The 25,600-nt window shown below is 59.6% G+C and carries 18 protein-coding genes and 1 riboswitch; of the genes, 8 read left to right on the top strand and 10 right to left on the bottom strand.

Annotated elements, in window-relative coordinates:
* Positions 1-185: 185 nt before the first annotated feature.
* Entirely contained in the window at positions 186-1,205 is a 1,020-nt protein-coding gene (locus H8B14_RS20630; RefSeq protein ID WP_187317573.1) for a M28 family peptidase, read from the top strand.
* A gap of 228 nt (positions 1,206-1,433) precedes the next feature.
* Here H8B14_RS20630 and H8B14_RS20625 read toward each other — a convergent pair whose 3' ends face one another.
* Positions 1,434-1,967: a GNAT family N-acetyltransferase gene (locus H8B14_RS20625; protein WP_187317572.1), complete on the bottom strand. Its 534-nt coding sequence runs from the start codon at positions 1,965-1,967 to the stop codon at positions 1,434-1,436.
* An 18-nt stretch (positions 1,968-1,985) separates the two neighbouring features.
* Positions 1,986-2,891, bottom strand: a complete 906-nt coding sequence (locus H8B14_RS20620) for a S66 peptidase family protein (RefSeq protein WP_187317571.1) — start codon at positions 2,889-2,891, stop codon at positions 1,986-1,988.
* Positions 2,892-3,058: 167 nt separating this feature from the next.
* Between H8B14_RS20620 and H8B14_RS20615 the strand changes: the two genes are divergently transcribed.
* Complete coding sequence (locus H8B14_RS20615) at positions 3,059-4,279, top strand: carboxylesterase family protein (RefSeq protein WP_187317570.1); 1,221 nt, start codon at positions 3,059-3,061, stop codon at positions 4,277-4,279.
* Between the two features lie 71 nt (positions 4,280-4,350).
* On the opposite strand, the gene H8B14_RS20610 is transcribed toward H8B14_RS20615, so the two are convergent.
* The 4 genes from H8B14_RS20610 to H8B14_RS20595 all read right to left on the bottom strand — a co-directional run bounded on the left by H8B14_RS20610 (position 4,351) and on the right by H8B14_RS20595 (position 9,543).
* Positions 4,351-5,601 (bottom strand): homoserine dehydrogenase, encoded by a 1,251-nt coding sequence (locus H8B14_RS20610; protein WP_187317569.1) that lies wholly within the window; start codon positions 5,599-5,601, stop codon positions 4,351-4,353.
* Positions 5,591-6,643, bottom strand: a complete 1,053-nt coding sequence (locus tag H8B14_RS20605) for a homoserine O-acetyltransferase family protein (RefSeq protein ID WP_187317568.1) — start codon at positions 6,641-6,643, stop codon at positions 5,591-5,593. The genes H8B14_RS20610 and H8B14_RS20605 overlap by 11 nt, the downstream gene beginning before the upstream one ends.
* 315 nt (positions 6,644-6,958) lie before the next feature.
* A complete protein-coding gene (locus tag H8B14_RS20600; protein ID WP_187317567.1) occupies positions 6,959-8,341 on the bottom strand; it encodes an O-acetylhomoserine aminocarboxypropyltransferase/cysteine synthase family protein in 1,383 nt (460 codons plus the stop codon).
* Between the two features lie 388 nt (positions 8,342-8,729).
* Positions 8,730-8,843: riboswitch (SAM riboswitch) on the bottom strand.
* 418 nt (positions 8,844-9,261) lie between these two features.
* Positions 9,262-9,543 carry a LysM peptidoglycan-binding domain-containing protein gene (locus H8B14_RS20595; RefSeq protein ID WP_187317566.1) on the bottom strand — a complete coding sequence of 94 codons (282 nt, stop codon included), beginning with the start codon at positions 9,541-9,543 and terminating at the stop codon, positions 9,262-9,264.
* 233 nt (positions 9,544-9,776) lie between these two features.
* Here H8B14_RS20595 and H8B14_RS20590 point away from each other — a divergent pair, with 233 nt between their 5' ends.
* Positions 9,777-10,193 carry a lipocalin-like domain-containing protein gene (locus H8B14_RS20590; RefSeq protein ID WP_187317565.1) on the top strand — a complete coding sequence of 139 codons (417 nt, stop codon included), beginning with the start codon at positions 9,777-9,779 and terminating at the stop codon, positions 10,191-10,193.
* Positions 10,194-10,388: 195 nt separating this feature from the next.
* Positions 10,389-12,974: an erythromycin esterase family protein gene (locus H8B14_RS20585; RefSeq protein WP_187317564.1), complete on the top strand. Its 2,586-nt coding sequence runs from the start codon at positions 10,389-10,391 to the stop codon at positions 12,972-12,974.
* Positions 12,975-13,078: 104 nt separating this feature from the next.
* Here H8B14_RS20585 and H8B14_RS20580 read toward each other — a convergent pair whose 3' ends face one another.
* Entirely contained in the window at positions 13,079-14,158 is a 1,080-nt protein-coding gene (locus H8B14_RS20580; protein ID WP_187317563.1) for a lysylphosphatidylglycerol synthase transmembrane domain-containing protein, read from the bottom strand.
* A gap of 238 nt (positions 14,159-14,396) precedes the next feature.
* Between H8B14_RS20580 and dxs the strand changes: the two genes are divergently transcribed.
* Positions 14,397-16,334: a 1-deoxy-D-xylulose-5-phosphate synthase gene (gene dxs, locus H8B14_RS20575; RefSeq protein ID WP_187317562.1), complete on the top strand. Its 1,938-nt coding sequence runs from the start codon at positions 14,397-14,399 to the stop codon at positions 16,332-16,334.
* Positions 16,335-16,404: 70 nt separating this feature from the next.
* Here dxs and H8B14_RS20570 read toward each other — a convergent pair whose 3' ends face one another.
* Entirely contained in the window at positions 16,405-19,872 is a 3,468-nt protein-coding gene (locus H8B14_RS20570) for a PAS domain S-box protein (RefSeq protein WP_187317561.1), read from the bottom strand.
* Positions 19,873-20,194: 322 nt separating this feature from the next.
* Between H8B14_RS20570 and H8B14_RS20565 the strand changes: the two genes are divergently transcribed.
* The 3 genes from H8B14_RS20565 to H8B14_RS20555 all read left to right on the top strand — a co-directional run bounded on the left by H8B14_RS20565 (position 20,195) and on the right by H8B14_RS20555 (position 23,126).
* Positions 20,195-20,728: a YceI family protein gene (locus H8B14_RS20565; protein WP_187317560.1), complete on the top strand. Its 534-nt coding sequence runs from the start codon at positions 20,195-20,197 to the stop codon at positions 20,726-20,728.
* 231 nt (positions 20,729-20,959) lie between these two features.
* A complete protein-coding gene (locus tag H8B14_RS20560; protein WP_187317559.1) occupies positions 20,960-21,712 on the top strand; it encodes an alpha/beta fold hydrolase in 753 nt (250 codons plus the stop codon).
* A 181-nt stretch (positions 21,713-21,893) separates the two neighbouring features.
* Complete coding sequence (locus tag H8B14_RS20555) at positions 21,894-23,126, top strand: isocitrate dehydrogenase (NADP(+)) (RefSeq protein ID WP_187317558.1); 1,233 nt, start codon at positions 21,894-21,896, stop codon at positions 23,124-23,126.
* A gap of 95 nt (positions 23,127-23,221) precedes the next feature.
* Here H8B14_RS20555 and H8B14_RS20550 read toward each other — a convergent pair whose 3' ends face one another.
* Complete coding sequence (locus H8B14_RS20550) at positions 23,222-24,376, bottom strand: TonB family protein (protein WP_187317557.1); 1,155 nt, start codon at positions 24,374-24,376, stop codon at positions 23,222-23,224.
* Between the two features lie 130 nt (positions 24,377-24,506).
* On the bottom strand, positions 24,507-25,505 hold the full coding sequence (locus tag H8B14_RS20545; protein WP_187317556.1) for an aspartate-semialdehyde dehydrogenase: 999 nt from the start codon (positions 25,503-25,505) through the stop codon (positions 24,507-24,509).
* Positions 25,506-25,600 lie beyond the last annotated feature (95 nt).

Raw genomic sequence — 25,600 nt, 5'->3', positions numbered from 1 at the left:
CGCTAACCCAGGCACCCGCTAGCCGAACCATCTCTACCGCTTCGCGTGAACCAGTGCAACGAAGCAGTAGAGATGCTTCGGCAAGCGGACGCCAGATCAAGCATGACGTTCCTTATTATTAACTCAATCACAGCACGCGAGATGCTTCGGCTGCGCCTCTGCATGACGTTCTTTATTCTTGCCTAATGAAACTCTTCCGCCTTGCGCCGGCTGCTCTGGCCGCGCTGCTGCTGCTCACTGGCTGCCCCGACAAAAAGCCTGCTACCACCGAGGTGGAAGCGCCAGCCAAGCTGGCGGCTGCGCCAGCTTTCAACCCCGATTCGGCCTACGCCTACGTGGCCAAGCAGGTGGCTTTCGGGCCGCGGGTGCCCAACACGCCCGCCCACGTAAACACCGGCGACTGGGTGATAAACAAGTTCAAGGCGCTGGGACTAACAGTGCGGGAGCAGCCGTTTGTGGCTATGGCTTTTGATGGCAAAATGCTGAAGTCGCGCAACATCATCGCGCAGTTTCAGCCGCAGGCCGCACGCCGCGTGGCTGTCTTCACGCACTGGGATACCCGTCCGTTTGCCGACAAGGATACCAAGCGCAAAAACGCCCCGCTGGATGGCGCTTCCGATGGGGCCAGCGGCGTAGGTGTGGCCTTGGAAATGGCCCGCGTGCTGGCTGCCCAGCCCGATAGCCTCACGCCCGCCGTCGGCATCGACTTCATCTTGTTTGACTCCGAAGACTACGGCTACGATTCCAGCACCCAGGGCGAGCTAACCAACCAGCTGGCCAGCCAGGAAACGTCGGGTGGCTCCAGCTGGTGCCTGGGGTCACAGTACTGGAGCAAAAACCTGATTCCCGGCAACTACAAGCCAGAATTCGGGATTCTGCTGGACATGGTGGGCGCGAAGAATGCCAAGTTCACCCGCGAAGGTATTTCCCGGGATAAGGCCAACGACATCGTGAACAAAGTCTGGAACCTGGCTGCCCAAATCGGCTACTCCGACTACTTCCTATTCCAGGATTCGCCCGGCATCACCGACGACCATGCTTTCACCAACGAAGCCGGCATCCGCACCATCGACATCATCGACTACCTGCCCACCGGCCAATTCCAGCCCTACCATCACACCACCGACGACAACATGAGCGTCATCGACAAACGCACGCTAAAAGCTGTAGGCCAAACGGTGCTGCAAACAGTGTACGGCGAGTAATTTTTCAGGGCTGCCCTAATGAAGTGAGGCATTTTGGTGAAGTCGTTCAACGGCTTCGCCAGAATGCCTCACTTCGTTTAGAGGGAAGAATGTGGCAGCCCTGTAGTGGGCGTTACGCCGCACGTCGGCTAAAGCACCGTCCGCTCTGTAGCGCGAACTTTGTAGTTCGCGTCCATGCGCCGTTATAGCGGATCCATCGGCGCGGGGACGCGAACTACAAAGTTCGCGCTACTGCCTGGTACCTGACAGCAGCTTGTAATACACCACAGTAGCTTCCAGCGCGCCGCTGGCTACGCGGGCAAACTGCGGAATGGCGCCTGCGGCCACGTAACCTAACTGCTGATACAGCTGCTCAGAGCCGGCACCCTGCAGCGTATCGAGGACCAACGTGCTACGCTGGTGCTGGCGGGCCAGTTCTTCCACAGCCACCATCAGCTGCCGCCCAATACCACGGCGCTGGAACCGGGAATGTACTAGCAGCTTGGATACTTCGGCGCGGTGCAGGCCGTTGGGTTTGGTGGCCAGTACCAGCTGCACGGTGCCTGCTAACTGGCCAGACTCTTCGGCAACTAGCAGTAGCGTAGTGCCCGCGGCCACGTTTTGCTCTATGCCCGCCCAGAACTCCCGGGCCTCCGTGGCCGCCAGCGGCGGCAGAAAGCCTACCGAAGCACCCGAATCAACGGCGTCGCGCAGTAGCTCGGCCAGGCCATCGGCATGAGTTGCAAACTCCGGCGCAGTAACAAGATGAATCGTGACGAGCATCAGTCAGTAAATTACAGGTTACACATACGCCAGCCGGCTGCCGGCGGCATCCACGGTGAGGCGGGCCGGGCGGCCGCAGATCAGGGCCATGTTGTGGGGTTCGTGGCCGACGGGGAAGTTGTGCGCTACCGGGAAATCGTACTTAGTGGCGTAATGCTGGATGATTTCGTTGGGCGTCTGGCCGTAAGGAATGGTGTTGTCCTGCGGGTTGGTGAAGTGCCCTACAATCAGGCCGGCCAGGTCGCGCAGCTTGCCGGTGCGGTCCAAATGCACCATCATCCGGTCAATGGCATACAGGTACTCGTCGATATCTTCCAGGAACAGGATGCGGCCGGCCGTGGCCACGTCGGAGTGGGTACCGGTGAGCGTCTGGAGCAGGCTGAGGTTGCCGCCCACTAGTTCGCCGGTGGCCGTGCCGAAACGGTTGAGTTGGTGCGGCGCCACCTCGTAGCGTACTTCCTCCCCGAACAGCGCCCGCCGCAGACTTTCCAGCGACTCCTCACCGCCAGTCTGCCCAAACAGCAGCGGCATCACGCCATGAATACTTTGGTGGCCGAGCGCCAGCAGGTGGCAGTTGAGCGTGGTGATGTCGGAGAAGCCGGCCACCCATTTAGGGTTTGCGGCGAAGCGCGAAAAGTCGATCTGGTCGATGATGCGGGTGGTGCCATAGCCACCGCGGGCGCTCAGAATGGCGCGGATTTCGGGGTTGTCGAGCTGCTGCTGAAAGTCGCGGCGGCGCAGGTCGTCGTCGCCGCCGAACTGGTGGTGCGTGCTGTTGGTGCTTTCGCCCAGCACCACGCGCAGCTGCCAGCTTTCCAGCACCGCCACGGCGGCGGCCAGCTCCTGGTGTGAGGCCGAACGGGCGGGGCAAACGATGGCTACCTGGTCGCCAGGACGCAGGAAAGGAGGCGCAATGGTGGGCATAAACGGGCCGGTGTGAGGGTCAGCCGCAAACTTACGGAACCCTGCCTCGGTTTTCCACGTCCTGCCAAAGAGGATTTCGGAGCGGTGCGTAAGTTGCCTGGGCCGTTCCAACTGCTTGTATGCCAACTGCGAAAAATCCTTCGCGCCACTGTCTAAAGCTGCTCATCATGAAGAAAATCGTACTGCTGCTATTGGCCTGCCTGGGTTTGCTCACGGCTGCTCACGCCCAGATTGATACCACGCGGGGCCGCTACTACCAGCCCGTATTCCCGAACGTCACGGTCAGCAGCAACGTCACTTACGGCTCGGCGCCCAACTTTGCCGGCACGCCCCAGACGCTGCTCATGGACATCTACCAGCCCACCGGCGACACCGTGAGCCGCCGGCCGGTTATCATCTTCGCGCATCAGGGCGGCTTTCTGGTAGGCTCGCGCACCGACCCTTACATGGTGGAAGTATGCACCCGCTTTGCCCGGCTCGGCTACGTCACGGCCAGCATTGAGTACCGCTTGGGCTTCTTTCCTTTTGACACTGTGAACGTAGCCCGAGCCGCCATCCGCGGTATGCAAGACCTGCGAGCCGCCGTACGCTTCTTCCGCCGCGACGCCGCTACCACCCGCACCTATCGTGTCAATCCGCGCTACATTGTGGTCGGCGGTTCGTCGGCCGGTGCGTTTGCCGCGCTGCAGGTTGGCTACCTCGATAAAGACAGTGAAGTGCCGGGCTACGTGGGCTTGGCCACGCTGGGCGGCATCGAAGGCAGCAGTGGCAACCCTGGCTACAGCAGCGCCGCATTGGCTGTGCTTAACCTGAGCGGTGCTACCGAAAGCGTAGCGTATCTGGAGCCCGGCAACGTGCCACTATGCAGCGTGCATGGCACCGCCGATGCCGTGGTGCCCTACGCGCAGGGCCGCGTTGGGGGCGGTTTGCCACCCAAGTATGTAGTAGGCAGCGGCCGGCTCCATCCCCGCGCCACCGCCGTGGGCATCCCGAACACGCTGCGCACCTTGCGCGGCGCCGGCCACATTCCGTTCGAAAGCAGCAGCGCCGCCGGCCTAGCCTACGCCGATACGACCTTCCGCACCATCCGCGACTTTTTGCGCCCGTTGCTGCGTCAGCCCGGCACGGTGCTGAGTGCCGCCAAAGCAACCGGCCGAGTAGGTTCGCAAGCGTATCCGGTACCCGCCACCACCGAAATCCGGCTGGCCGTACCGCGCGGCGCGGCGTTCCGGCCCCAGCAGGCGCAATTACTCGACCTTACCGGCCGGGTGGTGCGCCGCTTCCGCTGGCAGCAGCCCGACCAAGTGCTACTGCGCGAAAACCTGCCCGCTGGCACCTATATAGTACATGCCGAGCAGCTAGCCGACGTGCGAGTGGTGTTTGAGTAAACTGCCAATTCCAGCAAAGCAAAAAAGCCACTCAACTAGCTGTTGAGTGGCTTTTTTGCTTTGCTAAGTTGCTACAGAGCCTCCTCAAACTCCCGAGCTGCCACTGGCGAGGAAAGCGGGCGAACCTGGCCGGTGCGTACCACAAACGCGCCGTACTCGCGCAGCTTGTCGCGCAGGCGCAGCAGGTTGGCCAGGGCCACGTAGCCTACCACGTAGCCGTCCTCGTCGGCTTCCTCCGATATTTCGGTGAAGTCCAGCGCGTCAATCAGGCGGTCCTCGTCGGTGCGCAGGTAGATTTCCAGTTCCAAGTCGGTAGCGTAGGGGAGGGGCGCGGCGTGCAGCTTCGGGTACTGGTAAGCGTAGCCCTGGCGGATAGCGGCCAGATCGGCGAGTACGGCCGAGCCGGTGGGGTATCCGCCAGCTCCGCGGCCGCGCAGAAACTGTTCCCCTGCAAAATCAGCTTCAATCACCACGCCGTTGAACTCGTGGTCTACGGCGTAAAGCGGCGACTCGGACGCTACGAGCAGGGGCGTTACCAGGGCGGTTACGCGGCCGTCGGGTAGGCGCTGTAGGCCGGCCACTACTTTGATTTTGCGGCCCAATGTGGCAGCAAACGCAATATCCACCGCGCTGATGCTCTCAATGCCTAGGTTCAGCACATCGTCGGGCTGCAGGAAGGTGCCGTAGGCGTGGGCCGCCAGAATCACGGCCTTGGAGCGCGGGTCGAAAGCACCCATATCCAGCGTGGGGTCGGTTTCGGCGAAGCCTTTCTGCTGCGCTTCGGCCAGCGCCGGCGCGTAGTCGGCACCCTGCTCGCCCATGCGGGTCAGCACGTAGTTGGAGGAGCCGTTGAGGATGCCGGTTACGCTACGCAGCGGCTCGGCCCCGAAATAGGCATCCAGCGTCCGGATGATAGGAATGCTGCCGCACACGGCCGCTTCGTAGAGCAGCGTGCCGCCGGTTTGCTGCTGCAGTTGCACCAGCTCCGGCAGGTGCCGGGCCAGCATGGCCTTGTTGGCCGTAACCACGCGGCGGCCCTGGCGCAAGGCCTCGCGCACCAGCCGGAAAGCCTCGTCGGCGTCGTCAATTACCTCTACCAGTACATCCAGCGAGGCATCCTGCAACAAGTCATCAGCCTTGAAGTCGAACCGCTCCAGCGGCAGCGTGCGGGCCTTGGTGGTGCTCTTGACGGCAATGCGGGCAATTTCGAACCCGGATTCGGGCTGTTGCTGCAGAATGTCATAAAGGCCCTGGCCCACGCAGCCGAACCCAATCAGGCCAATACGAAGGGGAGCAGCAGTCGCAGCGGAATTAATGGACATAGGTCTGGACGGAAAATCGTTCGAGAAAATGCGTGAGTTGGGTGGTTTCCAGCAAAAAGCCGTCGTGGCCGTACTGCGAATCCATTTCGGCATAAGTGGCACCCTGGATGTAGCGGGCCAGCAGTTGCTGCTCGGTAGGCGGAAACAGCACATCCGACGCAATGCCAATCACGAGGGTGCGGGCCCGGATGCGGCCCAGCGCCTCCGGCACTCCGCCACGGCCCCGCCCCACGTGGTGCGAGTCCATGGTGCGGCTGAGCGCCACGTAGGAGTAAGCATTAAAACGGGCTACCAGCTTGTCGCCCTGGTAGCGCTGGTAGGAGCTGGCGCGGTGGTTGTCCAGCGTGTCGTCGTTGGTTTCTGTCTGGCTGCGCTGGTAGGCGTCGTAGCTGCGGTAGCTGAGCAGCGCAATGGCCCGGGCCGCCCGCAGGCCCGCGGCGCCGCCTTCGGGTGTGGCGGCCGCGTAAGTCGGGTCGGCGAAGATGGCCAGCCGCTGCGACTCGTTGAAGGCAATACCCCAGGCAGAGTGGCGGGCGTTGGTGGCAATCAATACCAGATTTTCAAACAGCGTGGGCTGCTGCACGGCCCATTCCACGGCCTGTTGCCCGCCCAACGAACCACCAATGAGCGTATGAATCTGGCGCAGCGCCAGATGCTCACGCAGAGCCTCGTGCGCCGCTACCAGGTCGCGCACCGTCACGAGCGGAAACGCGTGGTACAGCGACTCGGCCTCTGAATCCGGGGGCGAAACCGGGCCGGTGCTGCCGTAGCAGGAGCCCAGCACGTTGGCGCATACGATAAACCACTCGGCCGGATCGAAATGGCAACCGGCACCGAATAAACCCGGCCACCAGTCGAGCACGCTGGCGTTGGCCGTGAGGGCGTGGCACACCCACACCACGTTGTCGCGGGCGGCATTCAGACGGCCGTAGGTCTGGTAGGTTATTTCCACCCGCGGCAGGAGCGCCCCGCTTTCCAGCCGCAGCGGCCGGGGCAGCCGGAACACGTGCGGCTCGTCGGAGGAAATAGCAGTGGATTTCATAGCAGGGAAAAGCCCGGTAACTGGCCTGGCAAAAACTGGCACGACCAAGGCGAAAAGCAACGTAAGATGTTCTGGATACCAGTTAGCGGCGGCCGCAGGCCCGGCAGATAGGCGTTGGCTTGGCAGCACTGGTAGTGAAAATATCCATGGTCCGTGGGCTGAGCTGGCTAGGCCAACCCAGCCCCGGCCATGGGCGGGCAGCACGCATCGGTTTCCTCTCTCACAAAAAAACCGTGGCCCTGCCCGCGCGCCGCAAAACTGGAGGCGGGGCGGGCTGCCCTCTCAAAAACAGCCCACCTGCAACCCCACTCTCACTTACACCTCCAGCGGTGCGGCATGTTCGGGCTGCACCTCAGGTAGCAGCGTAGTTTCGGTAACGTCAGGCGTGGCGGCATTGCGCACGGCATCAAACGCCTGCTGCAAATCAGCGCGGATATCATCGAAATGCTCGATGCCCACCGACAGGCGCAACAGCGTGGGCAGTACGCCGGCGGCGCGCTGCTCCTCGTCGGATAGCTGCTGGTGCGTGGTGGCCGATGGCTGGATGATGAGCGTTTTGGCGTCGCCCACATTGGCTAGGTGGCTCACCAGCTTCAGGTTGTCAATGAACTGGGTGGCGGTTTCCTTGCTGCCTTTGATGGCGAAGGTGAGTACACCGCCGTAGCCGCGCTTCAGGTATTTCTGGGCCAAGCGGTGGTAGGAGCTGCTCGGCAGGCCGGGGTAGTTCACGGCTTCCACCTGCGGGTGCTGCTCCAGCCAGGTAGCTACGCGCAAGGCGTTTTCCACAGTGCGTTCCACCCGAAGGCTCAGCGTTTCGAGGCCCTGCAGCAGCAGAAAGGAGTTGAACGGACTCTGCGACGGACCAAAGTCGCGCAGGCCTTCCACCCGGGCCCGGATGATGAAGGCAATGTTGCCAAATGGACCATTCTTGCCGAATACGTCGTTGAAAACCAGGCCATGATAGCCATCGGAAGGCTCCGTGAACTGCGGGAACTTGCCGTTGCCGAAGTCATATTTGCCGCCATCCACAATTACGCCCCCAATGCTGGTGCCGTGCCCGCCAATCCACTTCGTAGCCGATTCCACCACAATGTGCGCGCCGTGCTCCAGCGGCCGGAACAGGTAGCCGCCCGCCCCAAACGTGTTGTCGACGATGAGTGGTAGGTCGTGCCGGTTGGCAACGGCAGCAATGGCTTCAAAGTCGGGAATGCTGAAGCTGGGGTTGCCAATGGTTTCCAGGTAAATGGCCTTGGTTTTGTCGTCAATCAGCGCCTCAAATGTGCTTGGCTGGTCGCCATCAGCGAAGCGCACCTCGATGCCCAGGCGCTTAAAGGCCACTTTAAACTGGTTGTAGGTGCCGCCGTATAGGTGGGTGGTGCTCACAAAATTGTCGCCGGCCTGCAGGATGTTGTTCAGGGCAATGAACTGCGCCGCCTGTCCCGATGATACTGCCAACGCCGCCACGCCGCCTTCAAGCGCCGCCACGCGCTGCTCAAACACGTCGGTAGTAGGGTTCATCAGGCGAGTGTAGATGTTACCGAACTCCTTAAGTGCAAACAGGTTGGCGCCGTGCTCGGCATTCTTGAACACGTAGCTGGTAGTCTGATGAATGGGCACGGCGCGGGAGCCGGTTACAGGGTCGGGCTGCTGGCCGGCGTGGAGTTGGAGCGTCTCGAAGTGGAAGTTCTGCGTGGACATGATACTGCTGGTTTTGAAGGCGTTGTGGATATGGGAAGAGGGAGCGTAAACCGCTGAGAAGCCGCGCCGAAGCGTAGCCGAGACCACCGCAAGACTGCCGAACCGCGCAGGGAACAGGCCAGATACCGGAGATGGAAGCCGCCGGATGCCACTAGGGGCAGATGCCGGTCAGGGCTGGGGCAAAAAGGGAGAGGGGCGCTGCGTAGCCGAAATCAGGCTAGCAACAGCAACAAGGCACGTCGCAACAGCCGCGCATTCGCATTCGGTCAGCAGCCAGGGCGGCAACCGAAGCAATGCGGAAACCCCACAGCAAAGCGGCAGGCCCGAAGGCGGCCGGAGCGGTGGGGTACTGAAGAGCGAAAGCGAGGGTGTTTTCCATGGTACTCCGAGGTTATATGCCCCGCCGCCAAATGGCTGGTCGGGTAGGAATTGGCACCTTTCGCGCGGTCGAAGGTTGCCAGTGGGTCAGGGAGCCTAGTCTCTCGCCACTTCTGTATAAATCCTATGAAAACTTCCCCGCCGCGAGCGGGGGAGTACCGGGTTGGTATTGCAAAGGTATAGACGCAGTTTTGATATCTGCAAGCGTTGTGCTTTATTTTTTTCTGTAGCCGGATCAACCACATTGAGTGGCCCTAGCCCAAGGCAGCAATATAGAATGATGCTGCGCTATGTGCCTGTAGATGTTGTGTATACAAGCTGATAGGATAGACGGGTTGCTGTGGTCAATAAGCAAAATACTTGCTTTTAAAAGTGGCTTCAGGGGATTTTGACACACCTTCTGATGATGAAATAGTGGCGCTCGGCTACGCAAAATAACTAGTGCAGGACACTTGTTTCAGAAGATGATGATTGGGAAAAAGCATAAAAAAAGCCACCCTGTAAAGGGTGGCTTTTAGGATATTTCCAGGTTTTAGGAAATGCTACTCTTTTGGTAGCGTCAGGACCTGGCCAATTTCAATCTTGTCGGGGTCGGAGCCGATAATGGCTTTGTTGGCTTCGTAAATCTGCTTCCACTTGGTGCCGTCGCCGTAATGGTTGCGGGCAATTTTGGAGAGCGAGTCGCCGCTTACTACGGTGTAAGTATCGCCGGCCTTCTCGTTGGCATTGCCAAAAAAATCGGTAGCGCCGCCGGTGGTAGCAGGCTTAACTGGTTCAACAGGTTTTTTTTCGCCTTCGTTCGAGAGAAAATCAAAGAGTCCCATAGTCGTGCGTTGGTTTGGAAGAGTGGGAAAAGTGCCGACTATCAGCCCGAAAGCCTGTCGTCTGGCTTATTACGCCAAGTTCAACAATAAGTTATTGAGGCATATATAGGCGTGTTGAACATCTTGCCGCAACCTCCCGTAAGAAGCGCAACGCTGGAGCTTTCAGCGTTTGGCCGGAACCGCTGGCTATTGCACATCTGTTTTTCCATCTCTCAACCAATGCACGGCATCCCATGAAAACTCTCTCCCATCCGTTCCGCTATCTGGCCAGCCTCCTGATGCTCGTTTCGTTGTTTGCCGCTTCGTGCGGAAGCAAAGAAGGCAAAGTGGAAGGTGTGAATATGCTCTACGGCACCCAAAGTAAAGTCTGGAAAACCGATAAAGAGCTAAGCGCCACCGGCGACAAAGTGAAGCAAACCGACGCGCAGGAAGACGAGCGTATCACTTTCTTCGCTGATGGCAAGTACAACATGACCTCGCCTGCGGGTGCCGTGAATGGCAAGTACACCTTCGATCAGGCCGGCAAAACCATCACCATGACGCCCGATGGTGCTGCCCAAAGCAACTCGTTCAACGTAGTGACGCTTACCGACGACAAGCTCACGCTGAAAAGCGACGCTGGCGCTGAGCTGCGCCTTGAGAAGGAGTAAGCAACAGCAGCTTTAAGCTGCGTTTACTTATCTGTAAAAACGCCCTGCCGCATTTGCGGCAGGGCGTTTTTTTTGCGCGCTACATACCAATAAATATTTCTGGCAGCTGGGAGTGGCAGGTTGATGGAATAAGAGTGGAATCGGAAAAGCCTCTAGCTTGCCGCTTTAAATATTCATTCCCCTTATCCTATCCGTATGTTCTCGCCTATCCGCCGGCTGGCGCTGTTTTGCCTGGCTTTGCTGCTCGGTAGCTCCACCACTATGCTGGCCCAGAAAGCCCCGGCCGCCAATCCGCTACCCACGCACACGCTACGCACCATCAACCCAGCCGACACCGACTTCTCGGACCTGAACTTCCTACGCCAGGAAATTGGCGGGGCGCGGGTGGTGATGCTGGGCGAGCCGACCCACGGCGTAGGCACGGCCACGGAGGCCCGCATCCGGCTGCTGCGGTTCCTGAAAGAGCAGATGGGCTTTACTACGGTGGCGTTTGAAAGTGGCTTCTATGCCCTGGACCGGGCCGAGCGGGAAATCCAGCGGGGTGCGCCAGTACCGGCGGCTATTTCAGCCTCGGTGTATCCGGTCTGGACCGAGACGCAGGAGTTCCAGGCCATGCTGCCGCTATTGGGCAAAGGCGGCCTGCGCATAACGGGTTTCGACTCGCAGGTGAGCTGGAACGACGACGAAATGCTGGAAGAGCTGGAAACTTTCCTTAAGCCCGAAAAGGGAGCCGACGGCATTGCCTACGACTACCTTGACGAGTGCGTCAGCACGATGGGCGAGCATTCTATCTTCCCGCCCTCGCACCAGATTCTGCTGTTTGATATGCAGCTCAGCAAGGCCCGCAAGCTGCTGACGAAAGTAGCCGCCGGCCCCGATAAGCAGCGGCGCGAGCGAGCCGCGTTCTGGCTCCAGCAACTGCGCAGCCTGCAGGCCCAGGCCCACGACTATGCCACCAACGACCCGGCCGTAAAAGATTCTGCCGAGTTCAAAGCCAAAGACAGCAACGCCCGCGACGCGCAGATGGCCGACAACCTACTGTGGTATCTGCGCCAGCACCCGCAGGAAAAGGTGGTGTGCTGGGGCGCCATCGGGCATCTGGCCGGCAAAGTGAGCGGGCTGGAAAACGAGGAGCTACACCAGTTCAAGCCCATGGGCCAGACCGTGAAGGCGGCGCTGGGCGATGATGCCGTGTACGTGCTCAGCACGCTGGCCGGCGGCGGCACCCACGGTTTTGGCTATTGGGGCAAGCATCAACTGGTGCCGACTCCCGCGCCTGGCTCTTTGGAGGCCAACCTGCTAATCCAGGGCCAGGAGTACAGTTTCATTAGCTTGAAGCACGATGCGCCGGGACGCCGCCTGACCACGTATGCTTTCGAGTTTCTGCCGATTTCCGGACTCTGGAGTGAGGCTATTGATGGGCTTTTGTACCTGAAAATCATTAAGCCGCCCAGCGCGGCTATGGCAACAGGGGCTACCCTACAGCCAGTAGCTGCGGAAGCGGCTACTACCTTGCCGCCAACCAAGTTGGGCCAGCAAAATGCGGCGCTCCGTCAGCCCACTAAAACCGGCGCTGCTCTTGCACTTAGCGGCACGGTGTTCGACCGCAAAACCGGCAAGCCCGTGCCCTTCGCCACAGTAGCCGTACCCGCCCGCAGCGCTGGCACCATAACGGATGCGCAAGGACGTTTTCGATTGGAAGTGCGCCGCGGTGAGCTACTGCAGGTGAGCAGCATCGGCTATGAGGCCACTACGCTGCCGGTGCAGAGTGGCGCAGCGCAAAGCATCCGCCTGCTGCCGGCCACCTTCGCGCTGGCCGATGTGCGTGTGAGTGCCCAGTCGCAGGACCCGAGGCGGATCATGAAAAAGGTGATAAAGGCCGCGGCCACCAATTATCAGCGGCAGGATTTCACCAACCTAGTGTATACCCGCCGCCGCCTCACCAACTTCGACACGCTACGCCACGAAGTGGAATATGTGAGCCAGACGTTTGAGCCCGCGGGCCTGCAGGACTGGAATGGTGGCTTCCTGATGATGGGTGTCAAAGAGATGCACAAAGTGCTGGAAAAGAACGTGGTGGTGCGCACCGTCAAGCCAATATCCGCTGCGCACTACGAGCAGGGCGGGCACGGATTCTATACGGCCGGTTCCGACCCGGTGCGCATTTCGCCGCTGTTCAAAATGGGTACACTGGGCCGCTACGAGCTGAAACTCGACAGCATCGAGCAGCGCAACGGCACCGCCCTATATGTTATCCGGTTTAAGGCCAAGCGGGCCAACAGCCGCACAACCGGTATGGGCCTCACCGCCGGATATGCAGGCAAAGTATACGTGCGGCAGGATGACCTTGCGGTGGTGCGCTATGAAGCACTGTGGCAGGAAGATACGGTGGAGTACAACGCCGTAGCGCATAAGTATTATGGTCGCCGAAACACCATCTCACGGCTCTATTCACAAGTGTTTTCCGACAACCGCAAAGCCCACGTCGTGACGTACCAAAAGGCAGCTGATGGCCGCTACCACGTGGCTACCAGCGTAGCCCAAAACCTCACTGTTGGCCGCGTATTAGGCGGCGAGGCTTTTTATAGCCAGGCATCGTGTGAGGAATACTTCAGTGCCTGGCCCGGCACGGCGGCCCCACTCGACCCAAAGACGGAGCCCACACTCAATAACGGAGAAATCTGGCAGCTGCTAAAAGCGCCGTACCGCCCTGAGTTCTGGCAAACCTACCAGCGCCCCGTACCCGCCGAGCCTGCCCCGGAGTTGGAGGCTACTAAATAAAGCACAGATGGTGCAGATGAGGGGATACCACAGATCTCGGCTTCAATCAGAACGAAAATCTGCGACATCTTCTTATTGGCACCATCTGCAATCTGTGGCATCCCTCAATCTGCACCTTCTGTGATCCGCTTGCCATAAATGCGCCTAATCCAGCGGGGCAGGAAGATGGCACCCAGCACAAGATAGAGGTAGTAGGTGAGGATGCGGTAGAGCAGCACCATGAAATTGGTCATGGTGGCCGTGCCGATGAACTTACCGAAGAACGTGGGAAATGCGCCCTCTGCAATGCCCGCGCCGCCGGGCGTAACAGCAATCAGCAGGATGACTTTATAGGTGAGGTTGCGGCCGAAAATCAGCCAGAACTCCGGCCAGCTCACGTCAACAAACGCCGCAATCAGGCAGCCGATAACCAGATAGCGGGCCGTCCAGACGAAGGCCGTACTGAGGGCGGCGCGCAGCCAGTAGGCGCGGCCATTGTTGCGCAGCTCGGCCGAGGCCAGCACCATTTCGTTGCCCATTTTATACGCCCTGTTGCGCCAGCGGCGCAACCCGCGCACTGTAAACAGCCGCACCAGCAACCTCTTCACTGACTGCGGATTGATGAAGATGGCGTACAGCATCAGTAGCGCATACACCGTCACGAACACGTAGCTTAAAATAAACCCGATACGCAACGTGGCCACCAAGCCACCCTGTAAGGCCTCGTGCGGGTACAGCGCGTCGCCGCCGATGAGCACCACCAGCGGCACGGCCAGCACGTAGTACAGATTGTCGAGCATGGCCGTAGCCATGATGTAGGCCACCGATTTGCCCAGCGGAATGCCCTCTTTGTGTAGCAGCACCGGTGCTACCGCCGTACCGCCCACCGCCGAGGGCAGCACGCATGACGAGAATTCCCAGAGCATAATTACGTCGAGAGCGGCGCGCCAGCTCAGTACTTTCTGGGTGAGGTAGCGGATGCGGTACACGTAGCCAGCGTCGCGGGCCACCAGCACTACCAGCATCAGCAGCAGCCAGAGCGGTTTGGCGTGGGCCAGCGGGGCTAGGTCGCCGGGCTTGTAGCTGCGCCAGAACATGAAGCCCACTACGCTCAAGCCGATGATTACCGGCAGCACAATCCGCGAGGGGCGGAGCTTGTCGAGCAGCTGTTGGTCTTCAGCCTGGGTTTCGGTAAGCTGGGGCATGAACAGGAAACTAGGTGGTTAGGCAAAGGTACGGATTTGGGTAGGGCAGAGGTGTTAGGGTTCAGTGATGAAGTAGCATGGTCCGATTTATAGAATCATCCCTATCCTCACATCATCCGCCGGAAGGGAAAACCCGTAACTTTGCTGGCAGTACGGAGCAGCTTAGCAACGGAAGCGTAACTTTCTGCTGCAGTTGCCTGTTGCCACGCTACTTATCCCCATTTCCTACCCCCAAAGCATGATTGTCGAACCTGGTGCCCTGCTGGCGGAAATCAATTCCCCCGACGACCTGAAGAAGCTCAGCCCCGACCAATTGGTGCAGGTGAGCCAGGAACTGCGGCAATTTATTGTGGATACCGTCTCGATTTACGGCGGTCATTTCGGCGCTTCGCTCGGCGTGGTGGAGCTGTCGGTGGCGTTGCATTATGTGTTCAACACGCCCTACGACCAGCTCGTGTGGGATGTAGGCCACCAGGCCTATGGCCACAAGATCCTTACGGGCCGCCGCGAGCGGTTCCCGACCAACCGCCGCTACCACGGCATGTCGGGCTTTCCCAAGCGCAGCGAAAGTGAGTACGATGCCTTCGGCGTGGGCCATAGCAGCACCAGCATCGGGGCGGCGCTGGGCATGGCCGTGGCTTCCGACTACAAAAAGGAATTCGACCGCCAGCACATTGCCGTAATCGGCGACGGGGCCATGACGGCCGGTATGGCTTTCGAGGCCCTCAACCATGCTGGCGTGGCCAATTCCAATCTGCTGGTTATTCTCAACGACAACTGCATGAGCATTGACCCCAACGTGGGCGCGCTCAAGGAATACCTCACCGACATTACCACCTCCCGCACCTACAACAAGGTGCGCGACGAGTTGTGGAACGTGCTTGGCAAGCTCAGCAAGTTCGGCCCCAACCCCCAGCAGATTGCCCGCAAGGTAGAGGCCGCCATGAAGGCCACCCTGCTCAAGCAAAGCAACCTGTTCGAGGCCCTGAACTTCCGCTACTTCGGCCCCGTGGATGGACACGACGTGCAGCACCTGACCACCATCCTCACCGACCTTAAGAGCATTCCAGGTCCCAAAATCCTGCATTGCGTAACGGTAAAAGGCAAAGGCTACGCGCTGGCCGAGAAAGACCAGACGCTGTGGCACGCGCCCGGTTTGTTTGATAAGGTGACGGGCGAAATCCACACCAAAACCTACGAGAAGCCCCAGCCGCCCAAGTACCAGGACGTGTTCGGGCACACTATCGTGGAACTGGCCGAGCAGAACGACAAAATCATGGGCGTGACGCCGGCCATGCCTTCGGGCTGCTCGCTGAACATCATGATGAAGGCTATGCCCGACCGCGCCTTCGACGTGGGCATTGCCGAGCAGCACGCCGTGACCTTCTCGGCTGGCCTCGCCACCCAGGGCTTGGTGCCGTTCTGCAACATCTACTCTTCTTTCATGCAGCGCGCCTACGACCAAGTGCTGCACGACGTGGCGCTGCAGAAGCTGCACGTGGTGTTCTGCCTTGACCGCGCTGGTTTCGCTGGCGCCGATGGCCCGACGCACCACGGCTGCTACGACCTGGCCTACATGCGCTGCGTCCCGCACATGGTAGTATCGGCCCCGATGAATGAGGAAGAGCTGCGCAACCTGATGTACACGGCCACGCTGCCTGAAAACGCCGGCCCGTTCAGCATCCGCTACCCCCGCGGCGAGGGCGTGATGCCGGAGTGGCGCAAGCCGCTGAAGAAAATTACCGTCGGCACTGGCCGCGTAGTGCGCGAAGGCGAAGGCGTGGCAGTGCTCAGCATCGGCCACATCGGCAACTACGCCGTGAAAGCCACCCAGCAGCTCGCCGCCGAAGGCCTCAACCCCGGCCATTACGACATGCGCTTCTGCAAGCCGCTTGATAAGGAGATGCTACACCATATCTGCCGCCAGTATAAGGCCATAGTGACGGTGGAAGATGGTTGCCTCCCGGGCGGCTTCGGTGCGGCAGTACTGGAATTCATGGCCGACCACGGCTACAGCTTGCCCGTCAAGCGCCTCGGCATTCCCGACCGTATCGTGGAGCATGGTACCCAGGATGAGCTCTACAAAGAGTGCGGCTTCGACGCCGCCGGCATTGCCACTGCTCTGCGTGAGTTGAGTGGTAAGGTCGTGGCCACGTCAGAGAAGGTGTTGCTATAATCGGCAGTCGATGAAATGAAAAGCCCTGCCGGATTCGTCCGGTGGGGCTTTTTGATATTTGTACTAGGCATTACTCCAGCTCCTGCTGCAACTCTTGTAGCTCCAGTGTCATCTGGCCGATGAGCTCTTGCAGCTGAGTTACGGTTTGCGCTACAAGCTGCGGGAGTTGCTGTGCGTCGAATGGCTCAGGGCAATTGTTGAGCTTCACTACCAGCGGGAGCAGACTATACACCTGGAGGTGGTCGAGGCTGGGCTTGAGCTTGTGCGCCGCCGCCCGGATCTGGGTGGAGTCCTGCTGTTCTATAGCGGCGTGCAGCTCCGTTATAGCTTCTTCACAGCTCTCAATAAAGGATTCCAGCATCAGCACCGTAAACGACACGCTGTTTTGGCCTATCTGGCGCACGATATCGAGGTTGTAGAGTGCCCCGGATTCTGGTGTGCTTGCAGCATACTCCAGGTTAGTGGCTTCAACCGGAAACTCGCCCAGCGTCCAGATGCAAAGCAGTTTTAGAAGCTTATCTTCCTGAAAAGGCTTGGCGAGGTAGTCGTTCATGCCGGCCTGGAGGCACTTTTCCCGCTCGCCTTTCACGGCATTGGCCGTCAGTGCAATAATGGGCGTCCTCAGCTGCAGGTGCTGGCGCAGGTAGGTGGTGGCTTCTAGGCCGTTCATCACTGGCATCTGCACGTCCATCAGCACTACATCGAAGGTGCCGTGGCGCGCCAGCTCTACGGCCTGGGCCCCGTTTTCTGCCTCCTGCACCAGCACGCCGGCGTTATGCAGAAAGCCTTTCGCAATCTGGCGGTTGAAGTGGTTGTCTTCCACCAGTAGCACCTGGCGGCCCCGTAGCTTCTCCCGGATGTTGGCCGTGATGAGTGTTTTGCGCGGCAGATCTTCGGCTGTGCCGATGGGCAGGCGCAGCACAAAATGGCTGTGAGTGCCTTGGTGCTTCTGGCTGTCGATGCTGATTTCGCCGCCCATCAGCTGCACCAGCTGGCGGCTGATGCTCAGCCCCAGGCCGGTACCACCAAAGCGGCGCGTAACCGACGAATCTTCCTGGCTGAACTCCTTGAAAATGTTCGCCAGATAGTCGGCGTCAATGCCAATGCCGGTGTCGGTTACGCCCCAGTGCACCAGCGCGTGCGTTCCGTCGGTGCTTACCTGGGTGCAGGCTACCGTAACGGAGCCTTTCTCCGTGAATTTAATGGAGTTGCCGGCCAGGTTAAGCAACACCTGCGTGATGCGGTACGGGTCGCCGAGCAGCACCGCCGGCAGCTGTTCATCCAGCTTCACCTGAAATGCAAGGCCTTTTTCCTCGGCCTTGAAGTGCAGGCTTTTCTCGATCTGCAGCAGCAAATCCGACAAGCTAAAGCCAATCTGCTCGATCTGAAGCTGGCTGGCTCCTATTTTCGACAAATCCAGAATGTCGTTGAGAATCACCAGCAGGTTCTCGCCCGACGTTTCAATGGCGCGCAGGTACGTGAGCTGCACTGCATCGAGTGGCGTTTTGGCTAGCAACTGCCCCATTCCCAGAATAGCGTTCATCGGGGTGCGGATTTCGTGGCTCATATTGGCCAGAAACAGCTCTTTAGCCTGGGCTAGGTCCTCGGCCTGCTCTTTGGCTGCCCGCAGATTGTGCTCCAGCTCTTTCTGGTGGGTGATGTCGAGAATAATGGCAATACTACCGTACACCTGTTGCGCCTCATCGTAGAGGGGAGCGGCACTCACCAGCAGCCACTTGAGTGTGCCTTTGCTGTCTGTGATGGACGTTTCGTAGGTTTCCGACTCGCCAAGGCGGCGGCGCAGGTCGCGCTGCTTCGCCAAGCTAATATCTTCGGGCGACATCAGACGGTCGAGCGTATGCTGGTCGCTGAAATCCTGCTTGGAGTAGCCGGTAATGTCGCTGAAAGCCTTATTGATAAACATCACCTGGCGGTTCAGGTCCATCTCCACCAGGCCCATGTTCATGTTGTCGATAATACCGCGGTACTTCTCCTCGCGCTGCCGCAGGGCATCTTCGTTGTGCTTGCGCTCCGTAATGTCCTGGAACTTCCACAGGTGCCCGATGTAGCGCTCCGCCACAAAAATGGGTACGAAGTCGGTTTGCACGATGCGTCCATCGGCCAGCTCAAATAGCTCGTCTGTTACCGGCCGCCGCGCCTGTACAATGGTGGTGTAGCGCTGTACAAAGGTTTCGGGCTGCCGGAACTGGTGCTGCATGTTCTTTTCCAACAAGCGCGTGTTGTAGCCCACCAGTTGAGTTGGGGTTGTATTGAGCTTGAATATGTCGCACAACGCATCGTTGGCCAACACCACATGCTGATGCTCGTCTTCCAGCAAAATGCCTTCCTGTAAGCTGGCAATGGTGGTGGCAAAGCGCAGTGTACTGGCTTCAAGCGCCAGGCTGGTTTCTTTCAGCGCCGAAATATCGGTGTGTACCCCGGTCATGGTCAGGGGCGCGCCATGCTCGTCGCGCTGCGTGATAAGGCCGCGGGTAAGTACCCATTTGTAGCTGCCATCCTGGCAGCGCAGACGGCGTTCCACTGAATATATGGGCTTGGTCCCATTCAGGTAAGCAGCGGCCGCTTCCAGGCTTATGGCACGGTCGTCGGGATGGACGTGCTGCTCCCAGCTGCGCGGCAGCAGTTCGGGGCCACCGGGCAGGTAGCCCAGCATTGTATGGTAAGCCTGAGAAAAGTATTCCGCCCCAGTCTGGTAATTGAACTCCCAAGCGCCATCACCGAATTGCTCGATAGCCAAGCGCCAGCGCTGCTCGTGGTCCTGCACGGCGGCTTCTGCCTGCCTAAGGGCGGTGCTATCTGTGAGCAGGCCGCTGTAGAGCTTGCCGGTAGCATCGGCGCGTGAAAGCTGGGCAGTGGCGCGCAGCCACCGCATGGGCTGCCCCGGCACCAGCAGGCGTCCTTCGAACACAAAAGGTACTCCTAGCCGGCGTGTGCGGCGTGCGGCAGACCGCCAGTGTGGCAAATCATCGGGATGGAGCAGGCTGGGCAGCGTGTGTACCTGCGTAGGAGCCAGGCCGAAAAGCAGCTGCAACTGTGGGCTGATGTAGCTCAACTCCGCAATACCATTGGCGTCGCGCCACTGAAACAGCACACCGGGAACCTGATCGGTGAGGTAGTTGAAGCGAGCTTCCTGTTCTTGCTGCGTATTAGCTGAGAAAGCACCGGCCTGCTCAACGTCCAGCAGCCCAAGCCAGCCGGTGGGCTGTGGCTGCACTTTCAGCCGCACGGGCAGCCGGCTGCCATCAGCGCGGCGCAAAGCCAGCGTAAACGGCAAAGTTTGGTTGCTGACAGATGGCCCTAATACGGCAAGTGGGCTGCCTGCTGCTGTCATGGCCTCCTGTATTACTTCTGCTGCAGCCTGCACATCAGCAAAGCCAGTGAGACGCAGAAAGTTCGGATTAGCCCACTGCAAGTTTCCATCCGGCGCCAGCAGCACAACGGCGTCGAACACGCCTTCCAGGAGTGTCAACGCGGAATAGCCGGATGCAGATAAGAAGCTGGAGGGAGGAAGATTCACAGCGCAAGCATAGCAAAGCAAAACGTGCCACAGTAAGTATTGCGACAGTAAGTTACTATAACTTATGGCTTATGGCATGCTTGGCCGCAACCATAGGCCAAACGATCCAAGCACTTTTCAGAAGTGTTGTACAGCAACAACAATCTAGCAGCGGCGCCATGCAGTGGGCATGTGTGCCGAGCACCTGCAAATAAAAATATCATGTATGTACACGTATGTAGATACATTATTCATACATTTGAGTCGTTGGTTCTTGATAGGGTTGTCTGACCCGCTCCAGCACTTGGTACTTGATTTTTTCCTCTTTTTTCTCTTCAGTTATATGGCAGCTACCCAGTGGGCACTAGACCCAATGCACTCCGAAGTTCAGTTTAAGGTGAAGCACCTGGTTATTTCCACGGTAACCGGCTCGTTCAAGCAGTTTTCGGGCAGCGCCACTACCGAAGACGACACGTTTGACAACGCGCAGGTGCAGTTCACGGCCCAGATTGACAGCATCGACACCAACCAGGCTCAGCGCGACGAGCACCTGAAAAGTGCTGAGTTCTTCGATGCTGCCACGTACCCGGAGCTGTCGTTTGTGTCGACGTCTTTCGTGAAAGAAGGTGAGGGCGAATACAAGCTCACCGGCAACCTGACTCTACACGGCGTAACACAGCCTATCACGCTGGACGTGGAGTACGGCGGCCAGGCCGGCGACTTTTACGGCAACCAGAAAGCGGGTTTCGAAGTGAGCGGCAAAATCAACCGTAAAGACTTCGGCCTGACCTGGAGCGGCATCACCGAAGCCGGCTCTATTGTGGTAAGCGACGACGTGAAGCTGCAGGCCAGCCTGCAGTTTGCCAAGCAGGCCTAAGGTCCTGCCGCTATGCTTTTCCGCTGAGTCGGCATACCTGCAGACCGTTTAATCAGGTTGCTCAGCGGACAAACACTGCATGGCTATAATCAGTGAAAGCGCCTGTTTCTCGCTTGGGAGACAGGCGCTTTTGCGCTCTGGCAGCGGAAGCGGAGCAGCCAAGCTGCGCAAATGTGCGTACTTGTGCCCATCCTACATTGCGCGGCCGCGGTTGGCCGCGGCCTTCTTCTTATGACTTCCCAACCAACTATTGTGCTGCTCCACGGCTTCGGCGAATCGCGCGAGGTGTGGACGGATTTCACCCGCGAGTTTCCCGCCGAATACCGCCTGCTGACCCTGAACCTGCCCGGCCACGGCACCAACGTGCACGACATCCGCGACTACAGCATGGAGGCCCAGGCCCGCTACGTGGCCGAGCAGCTGCGCCAGAAAGCCGTGGAACGCGCGCTGCTGGTGTGCCACAGCATGGGCGGCTACGTGGCTTTGGCGTTTGCTGAGCGCTACTCCGAAATGGTGGCCGGCCTCGTGCTATTCCACAGCACCGCCCTGCCCGATACCGACGAGAAAAAGGCCAACCGCGACAAAAACATGGACTTCGTGCGCCGCCACGGCGTGGAGAAGTTCATGGAATCGTTTATTCGGCCGTTGTTTGCGCCCGCCAACCGCGAGCGGCTGCTGGAGCGGCGCGAGTTTCTGGAGGACATTGGCCGGGCCACACCCGAAGCCACGGTGCTGGGCGCGCTGGAAGCCATGAAAAACCGCCCCGACCGTACTCACATTCTGCGCGACGCCAAGTTTCCGGTGCTTTTCATTGCCGGCAAAGAAGACGTGGCGGTACCCACCGAAAGCCTGCTGCCCCAACTGGCGCTGCCGGCTGAAAGCCACGCGCTGCTGCTCAGCGACGTAGGGCACCTCGGCTTCTTTGAGGAGCCGGAACTTACGCGCCGCGCCGTACTGGATTTCGCGGGAGGCGTGCTCAGCTAACCGGAAACCAAGCTAATTTGCCGGTCCGGCCAGGACCGGGGGCGCACCTCGCGGCAGCCCATATCTTTGCGGCGGCAGATACGGCCCGGCTGCTTAGGCAGGTTTGGCCCTGAGCACGTCAAACCCGTACGTACTGCCATTTCCGCACCGAACCGATTTACCACATATTCCCCTCTGACCCATGACCAAAATCAAAGTAGCAAACCCGGTAGTAGAGCTGGATGGCGACGAAATGACGCGCATCATCTGGAAGTTCATCAAGGACAAGCTGATTACGCCCTATCTGGAGCTCGATATTAAGTATTACGACCTCGGCATTGAGTACCGCGACGAAACCAACGACCAGGTAACTATTGACGCGGCCAACGCCATCAAGCAGTACGGCGTGGGCATCAAGTGCGCTACCATCACCCCCGACGAGGAGCGGGTGCAGGAATTTGGCCTGAAGCAGATGTGGAAGTCACCGAACGGCACCATCCGCAACATTCTCGACGGCACCGTATTCCGTGAGCCGATTGTGATGAGCAACGTGCCCCGCCTCGTACCTAACTGGACAGCCCCGATCTGCATCGGCCGCCACGCCTTCGGCGACCAGTACCGCGCCACCGACTTCGTAACGAAAGGCAAAGGCAAGCTGACCGTAACCTTCCAGCCCGAGGATGGCGGCGAAACCCAGTCGTTTGAGGTGTACAACTTTAAAGGCGACGGCGTGGCCCTGGCTATGTACAACACCGACGAAAGCATCCGCGGCTTTGCCCACGCCTGCTTCAACCAGGCCCTGAGCAAGGGCTGGCCGTTGTATCTGAGCACCAAGAACACCATCCTGAAGAAGTACGATGGTCGCTTCAAGGACATCTTCCAGGAGATTTATGAGCAGGATTATCTGGCGAAGTTTAAGGAAGCCGGCATCACCTACGAGCACCGTCTGATTGACGACATGGTGGCCTCGGCCCTGAAATGGAACGGCAACTTCGTGTGGGCCTGCAAAAACTACGACGGCGACGTGCAAAGCGACACCGTGGCCCAGGGTTTCGGCTCGCTCGGCCTGATGACCTCCGTGCTGGTTACGCCCGACGGCGGCACCATGGAGGCCGAAGCTGCCCACGGCACCGTAACGCGTCATTACCGCGACCATCAGAAAGGCAAGCCTACGAGCACCAACCCCATTGCCAGCATCTTCGCTTGGACGCGCGGCCTAGAGTTCCGCGGCAAGCTGGATAACAACCAGGAGCTGATTGACTTCTGCCACGCTCTAGAAGCCGTGTGCATTGAAACCGTGGAAAGCGGCAAGATGACCAAGGACCTCGCCGTCTGCATCCACGGCAACAAAGTGGAGCACGGCAAAGACTACCTCTACACCGAGGAGTTCCTGGCTGCGCTGGATGAGAATCTGAAAGCCAAGCTGGCCAAGTAGGGCTGTTTCGGTTTAAAGCTGAATAGCAAAAAAGCTCTTCCGGATATCCGGAAGAGCTTTTTTGTTTGCTGAAAAGAATGGCTAGGGTGTTTTCGTCACTCCCGAATCTCGAATACCACCGGTAGCAGATAGTAGCTGCGTACGGGCTTGCCTTGCTCCAGCGCTGGAAATACGGGCGGCAGCAGAGTTGCTACGCGCAAGGCTTCGGCATCAAGTTCCGGCGATACTGGCCCGACCACCAAGGGCTGCTCCAGGCGGCCTTCTTCGCTGATTTGCAGAAACAGCACCACTTTGCCCTGCCGCTGGTTGCGCAGTGCTTCCATGGGGTACTGCAGCCTCTGCGACATGGTTCTGAGCAGGGCTTCGGGCCCGCCCGGTACCGCAGGGCCTTCGTCGGGAAACAGCCGCAGCCCGGGAACGATGGACACGATGCCACTGGCGGCGTCAAACTGCAGCGGAATCTGGATGTTGCTGGATACGTTTTTGCCCTTCAGCTGCCCCGGCGCCCAGGCAGGAGCGTCGTTGAGCAGGCTGATGGCGGCGAAGCGTAGCGCGGGCATCAGGCGGGTAGCCTGCCCGTTCTGCAGGCCGATGCCGTTATCGGTGCTCACCTTGCTCACCTTGCCGTCGGCACCTACGGTCAGCTCCACCACGATGAGTCCGGAGGCCTGGGCCTGCTGAGCGTCTGCGGGGTATGCAACGGTTTTCAGGTACTCGGCCAACGCCTCCTGCCCACCCTGCGGGCGCGGGCTACGGCCTTCCTTAGCCGCCGGCCGCGGGCCCGTGAGCAGCGGTGCCACCGGGGCCGTTGCTACCGGCGCGGCTTCCGCGGGCACTCTGAACGCAATGGGCAGCGTGTAGGCTACTGCCACCGGGCGGCCGTTCTGCTTGCCGGGCACGAAAGCCGGCAGCGCCTGCACGGCGCGCAGCGCCTCGGCATCGAGCAGCGGGTGCACGCTCTTGCTCACCTTCACGTCCTGTACCTGCCCCGACGCGGCCACCACAAACGACACAAACACCTTGCCCTCCAGCCCCTGCTGCAGCGCCTCCGCCGGGTACACTATCGTCTGGCCCAGCGTCCGGAACAGTGCGGGCTGGCCGCCCGGAAATTCGGGCATCTGCTCCACGTAGGTGTAGATTTTATTGATAACCTGCTCGGTGCCGGGGCGGGTAGGGGAGGCGGTTTGCGCCACGGCCGAAGCCGGGCCGCATAGGGCTACAAAAGAAAGGGTACGGACTGCGGAATGCATGAAAGTTGGATAAGCTCGGATAGACGATATAGCGGGTAAGCGCTGAGTGATAGGTAGTGAGTATTCGGGCTATCATTGGCTGGTTGTATGGCAATGACAGCCTGAATACTCACTACTTGAAAAGGCCGTTTTAGGCCATCAGCAAGCCCATTTTTAGCATGGCCTCGGCAATCTGCACGGCGTTGGTAGCGGCGCCTTTGCGCAGGTTGTCGGCTACCACCCACAGGTTGAGGGTGCGGGGCTGGGTTTCGTCGCGGCGGAGGCGGCCGACGAGCACGGCGTCGCGGCCGTGGGCGTCTTTAGGCATGGGGTAGATGTTGTTCTTCACGTCGTCCACCAGCTCCACGCCTTCGGTGCGGCGCAGGATGGCGCGCACTTCGTCAAGGTCGAATTCTTCGGCAAACTCCACGTTCATGGCTTCGGAATGGCCGCCCATCACTGGGATGCGCACGGTGGTGGCCGTTACACGGATGGTGTCGTCGCCGAAGATTTTCTTGGTTTCGTTTACCATCTTCATTTCCTCCTTGGTGTAGCCGTTGTCCTCGAACACGTCGATGTGGGGCAGCACGTTCAGGTCGATGCGGTGGGGGTAGGCGGGGTTGGTGGGCGTCTGGCCGGCGCGCTCTTCCAGCAGCTGATCCACGGCCTGCTTGCCGGTGCCCGTCACGCTCTGGTAGGTACTCACCACGATGCGCTGAGCTTTATACCGTTTGTGCAGCTCGTTGAGGGCCACCACCATCTGGATGGTCGAGCAGTTGGGGTTAGCAATGATTTTATCGGCGGCGGTCAGCTCCCGGGCGTTGATTTCGGGCACCACCAGCTTTTTGGTGGGGTCCATGCGCCAGGCCGAGGAGTTGTCGATGACCACGGTACCCACTTCAGCGAAGCGCGGCGCCTCCTGCTTGCTGATGGAGCCGCCGGCCGAGAAGATGGCCACGGCCGGACGCGCTGCAATGGCGTCGTCCATGCTCACCACCTTGTATTTCTTGCCCTGGAACTCGATTTCCTGGCCCACCGAGCGGGCGGAGGCCACGGGCAGCAGTTCGGTGACCGGGAAGTTGCGCTCGGCCAGTACTTTCAGCATCTCGGTGCCCACCAAACCGGTGGCACCTACTACGGCTACTTTCATGTGCATCAAGGATTAGGGCGTAAAGGTAAAGCGGTTATCTTTCATGCCATACTTCTACCTGGCGGGCGTTGCCTGCTTTCCTGATGCTAGTGCCC

Source organism: Hymenobacter puniceus, from assembly GCF_014333525.1.
Taxonomy (GTDB): Bacteria; Bacteroidota; Bacteroidia; order Cytophagales; family Hymenobacteraceae; genus Hymenobacter.
The sequence above is the reverse complement of the archived record's forward strand: the minus strand, read 5'-3'. Positions and strand labels throughout refer to the sequence as shown.

Coding starts and splice junctions, on each gene's coding strand:
- H8B14_RS20630 (WP_187317573.1), top strand. CDS start 186: ATGAAACTCTTCCGCCTTGCGCCGGCTGCTCTGGCCGCGCTGCTGCTG.
- H8B14_RS20625 (WP_187317572.1), bottom strand. CDS start 1,967: ATGCTCGTCACGATTCATCTTGTTACTGCGCCGGAGTTTGCAACTCAT.
- H8B14_RS20620 (WP_187317571.1), bottom strand. CDS start 2,891: ATGCCCACCATTGCGCCTCCTTTCCTGCGTCCTGGCGACCAGGTAGCC.
- H8B14_RS20615 (WP_187317570.1), top strand. CDS start 3,059: ATGAAGAAAATCGTACTGCTGCTATTGGCCTGCCTGGGTTTGCTCACG.
- H8B14_RS20610 (WP_187317569.1), bottom strand. CDS start 5,601: ATGTCCATTAATTCCGCTGCGACTGCTGCTCCCCTTCGTATTGGCCTG.
- H8B14_RS20605 (WP_187317568.1), bottom strand. CDS start 6,643: ATGAAATCCACTGCTATTTCCTCCGACGAGCCGCACGTGTTCCGGCTG.
- H8B14_RS20600 (WP_187317567.1), bottom strand. CDS start 8,341: ATGTCCACGCAGAACTTCCACTTCGAGACGCTCCAACTCCACGCCGGC.
- H8B14_RS20595 (WP_187317566.1), bottom strand. CDS start 9,543: ATGGGACTCTTTGATTTTCTCTCGAACGAAGGCGAAAAAAAACCTGTT.
- H8B14_RS20590 (WP_187317565.1), top strand. CDS start 9,777: ATGAAAACTCTCTCCCATCCGTTCCGCTATCTGGCCAGCCTCCTGATG.
- H8B14_RS20585 (WP_187317564.1), top strand. CDS start 10,389: ATGTTCTCGCCTATCCGCCGGCTGGCGCTGTTTTGCCTGGCTTTGCTG.
- H8B14_RS20580 (WP_187317563.1), bottom strand. CDS start 14,158: ATGCCCCAGCTTACCGAAACCCAGGCTGAAGACCAACAGCTGCTCGAC.
- dxs (WP_187317562.1), top strand. CDS start 14,397: ATGATTGTCGAACCTGGTGCCCTGCTGGCGGAAATCAATTCCCCCGAC.
- H8B14_RS20565 (WP_187317560.1), top strand. CDS start 20,195: ATGGCAGCTACCCAGTGGGCACTAGACCCAATGCACTCCGAAGTTCAG.
- H8B14_RS20560 (WP_187317559.1), top strand. CDS start 20,960: ATGACTTCCCAACCAACTATTGTGCTGCTCCACGGCTTCGGCGAATCG.
- H8B14_RS20555 (WP_187317558.1), top strand. CDS start 21,894: ATGACCAAAATCAAAGTAGCAAACCCGGTAGTAGAGCTGGATGGCGAC.
- H8B14_RS20550 (WP_187317557.1), bottom strand. CDS start 24,376: ATGCATTCCGCAGTCCGTACCCTTTCTTTTGTAGCCCTATGCGGCCCG.
- H8B14_RS20545 (WP_187317556.1), bottom strand. CDS start 25,505: ATGAAAGTAGCCGTAGTAGGTGCCACCGGTTTGGTGGGCACCGAGATG.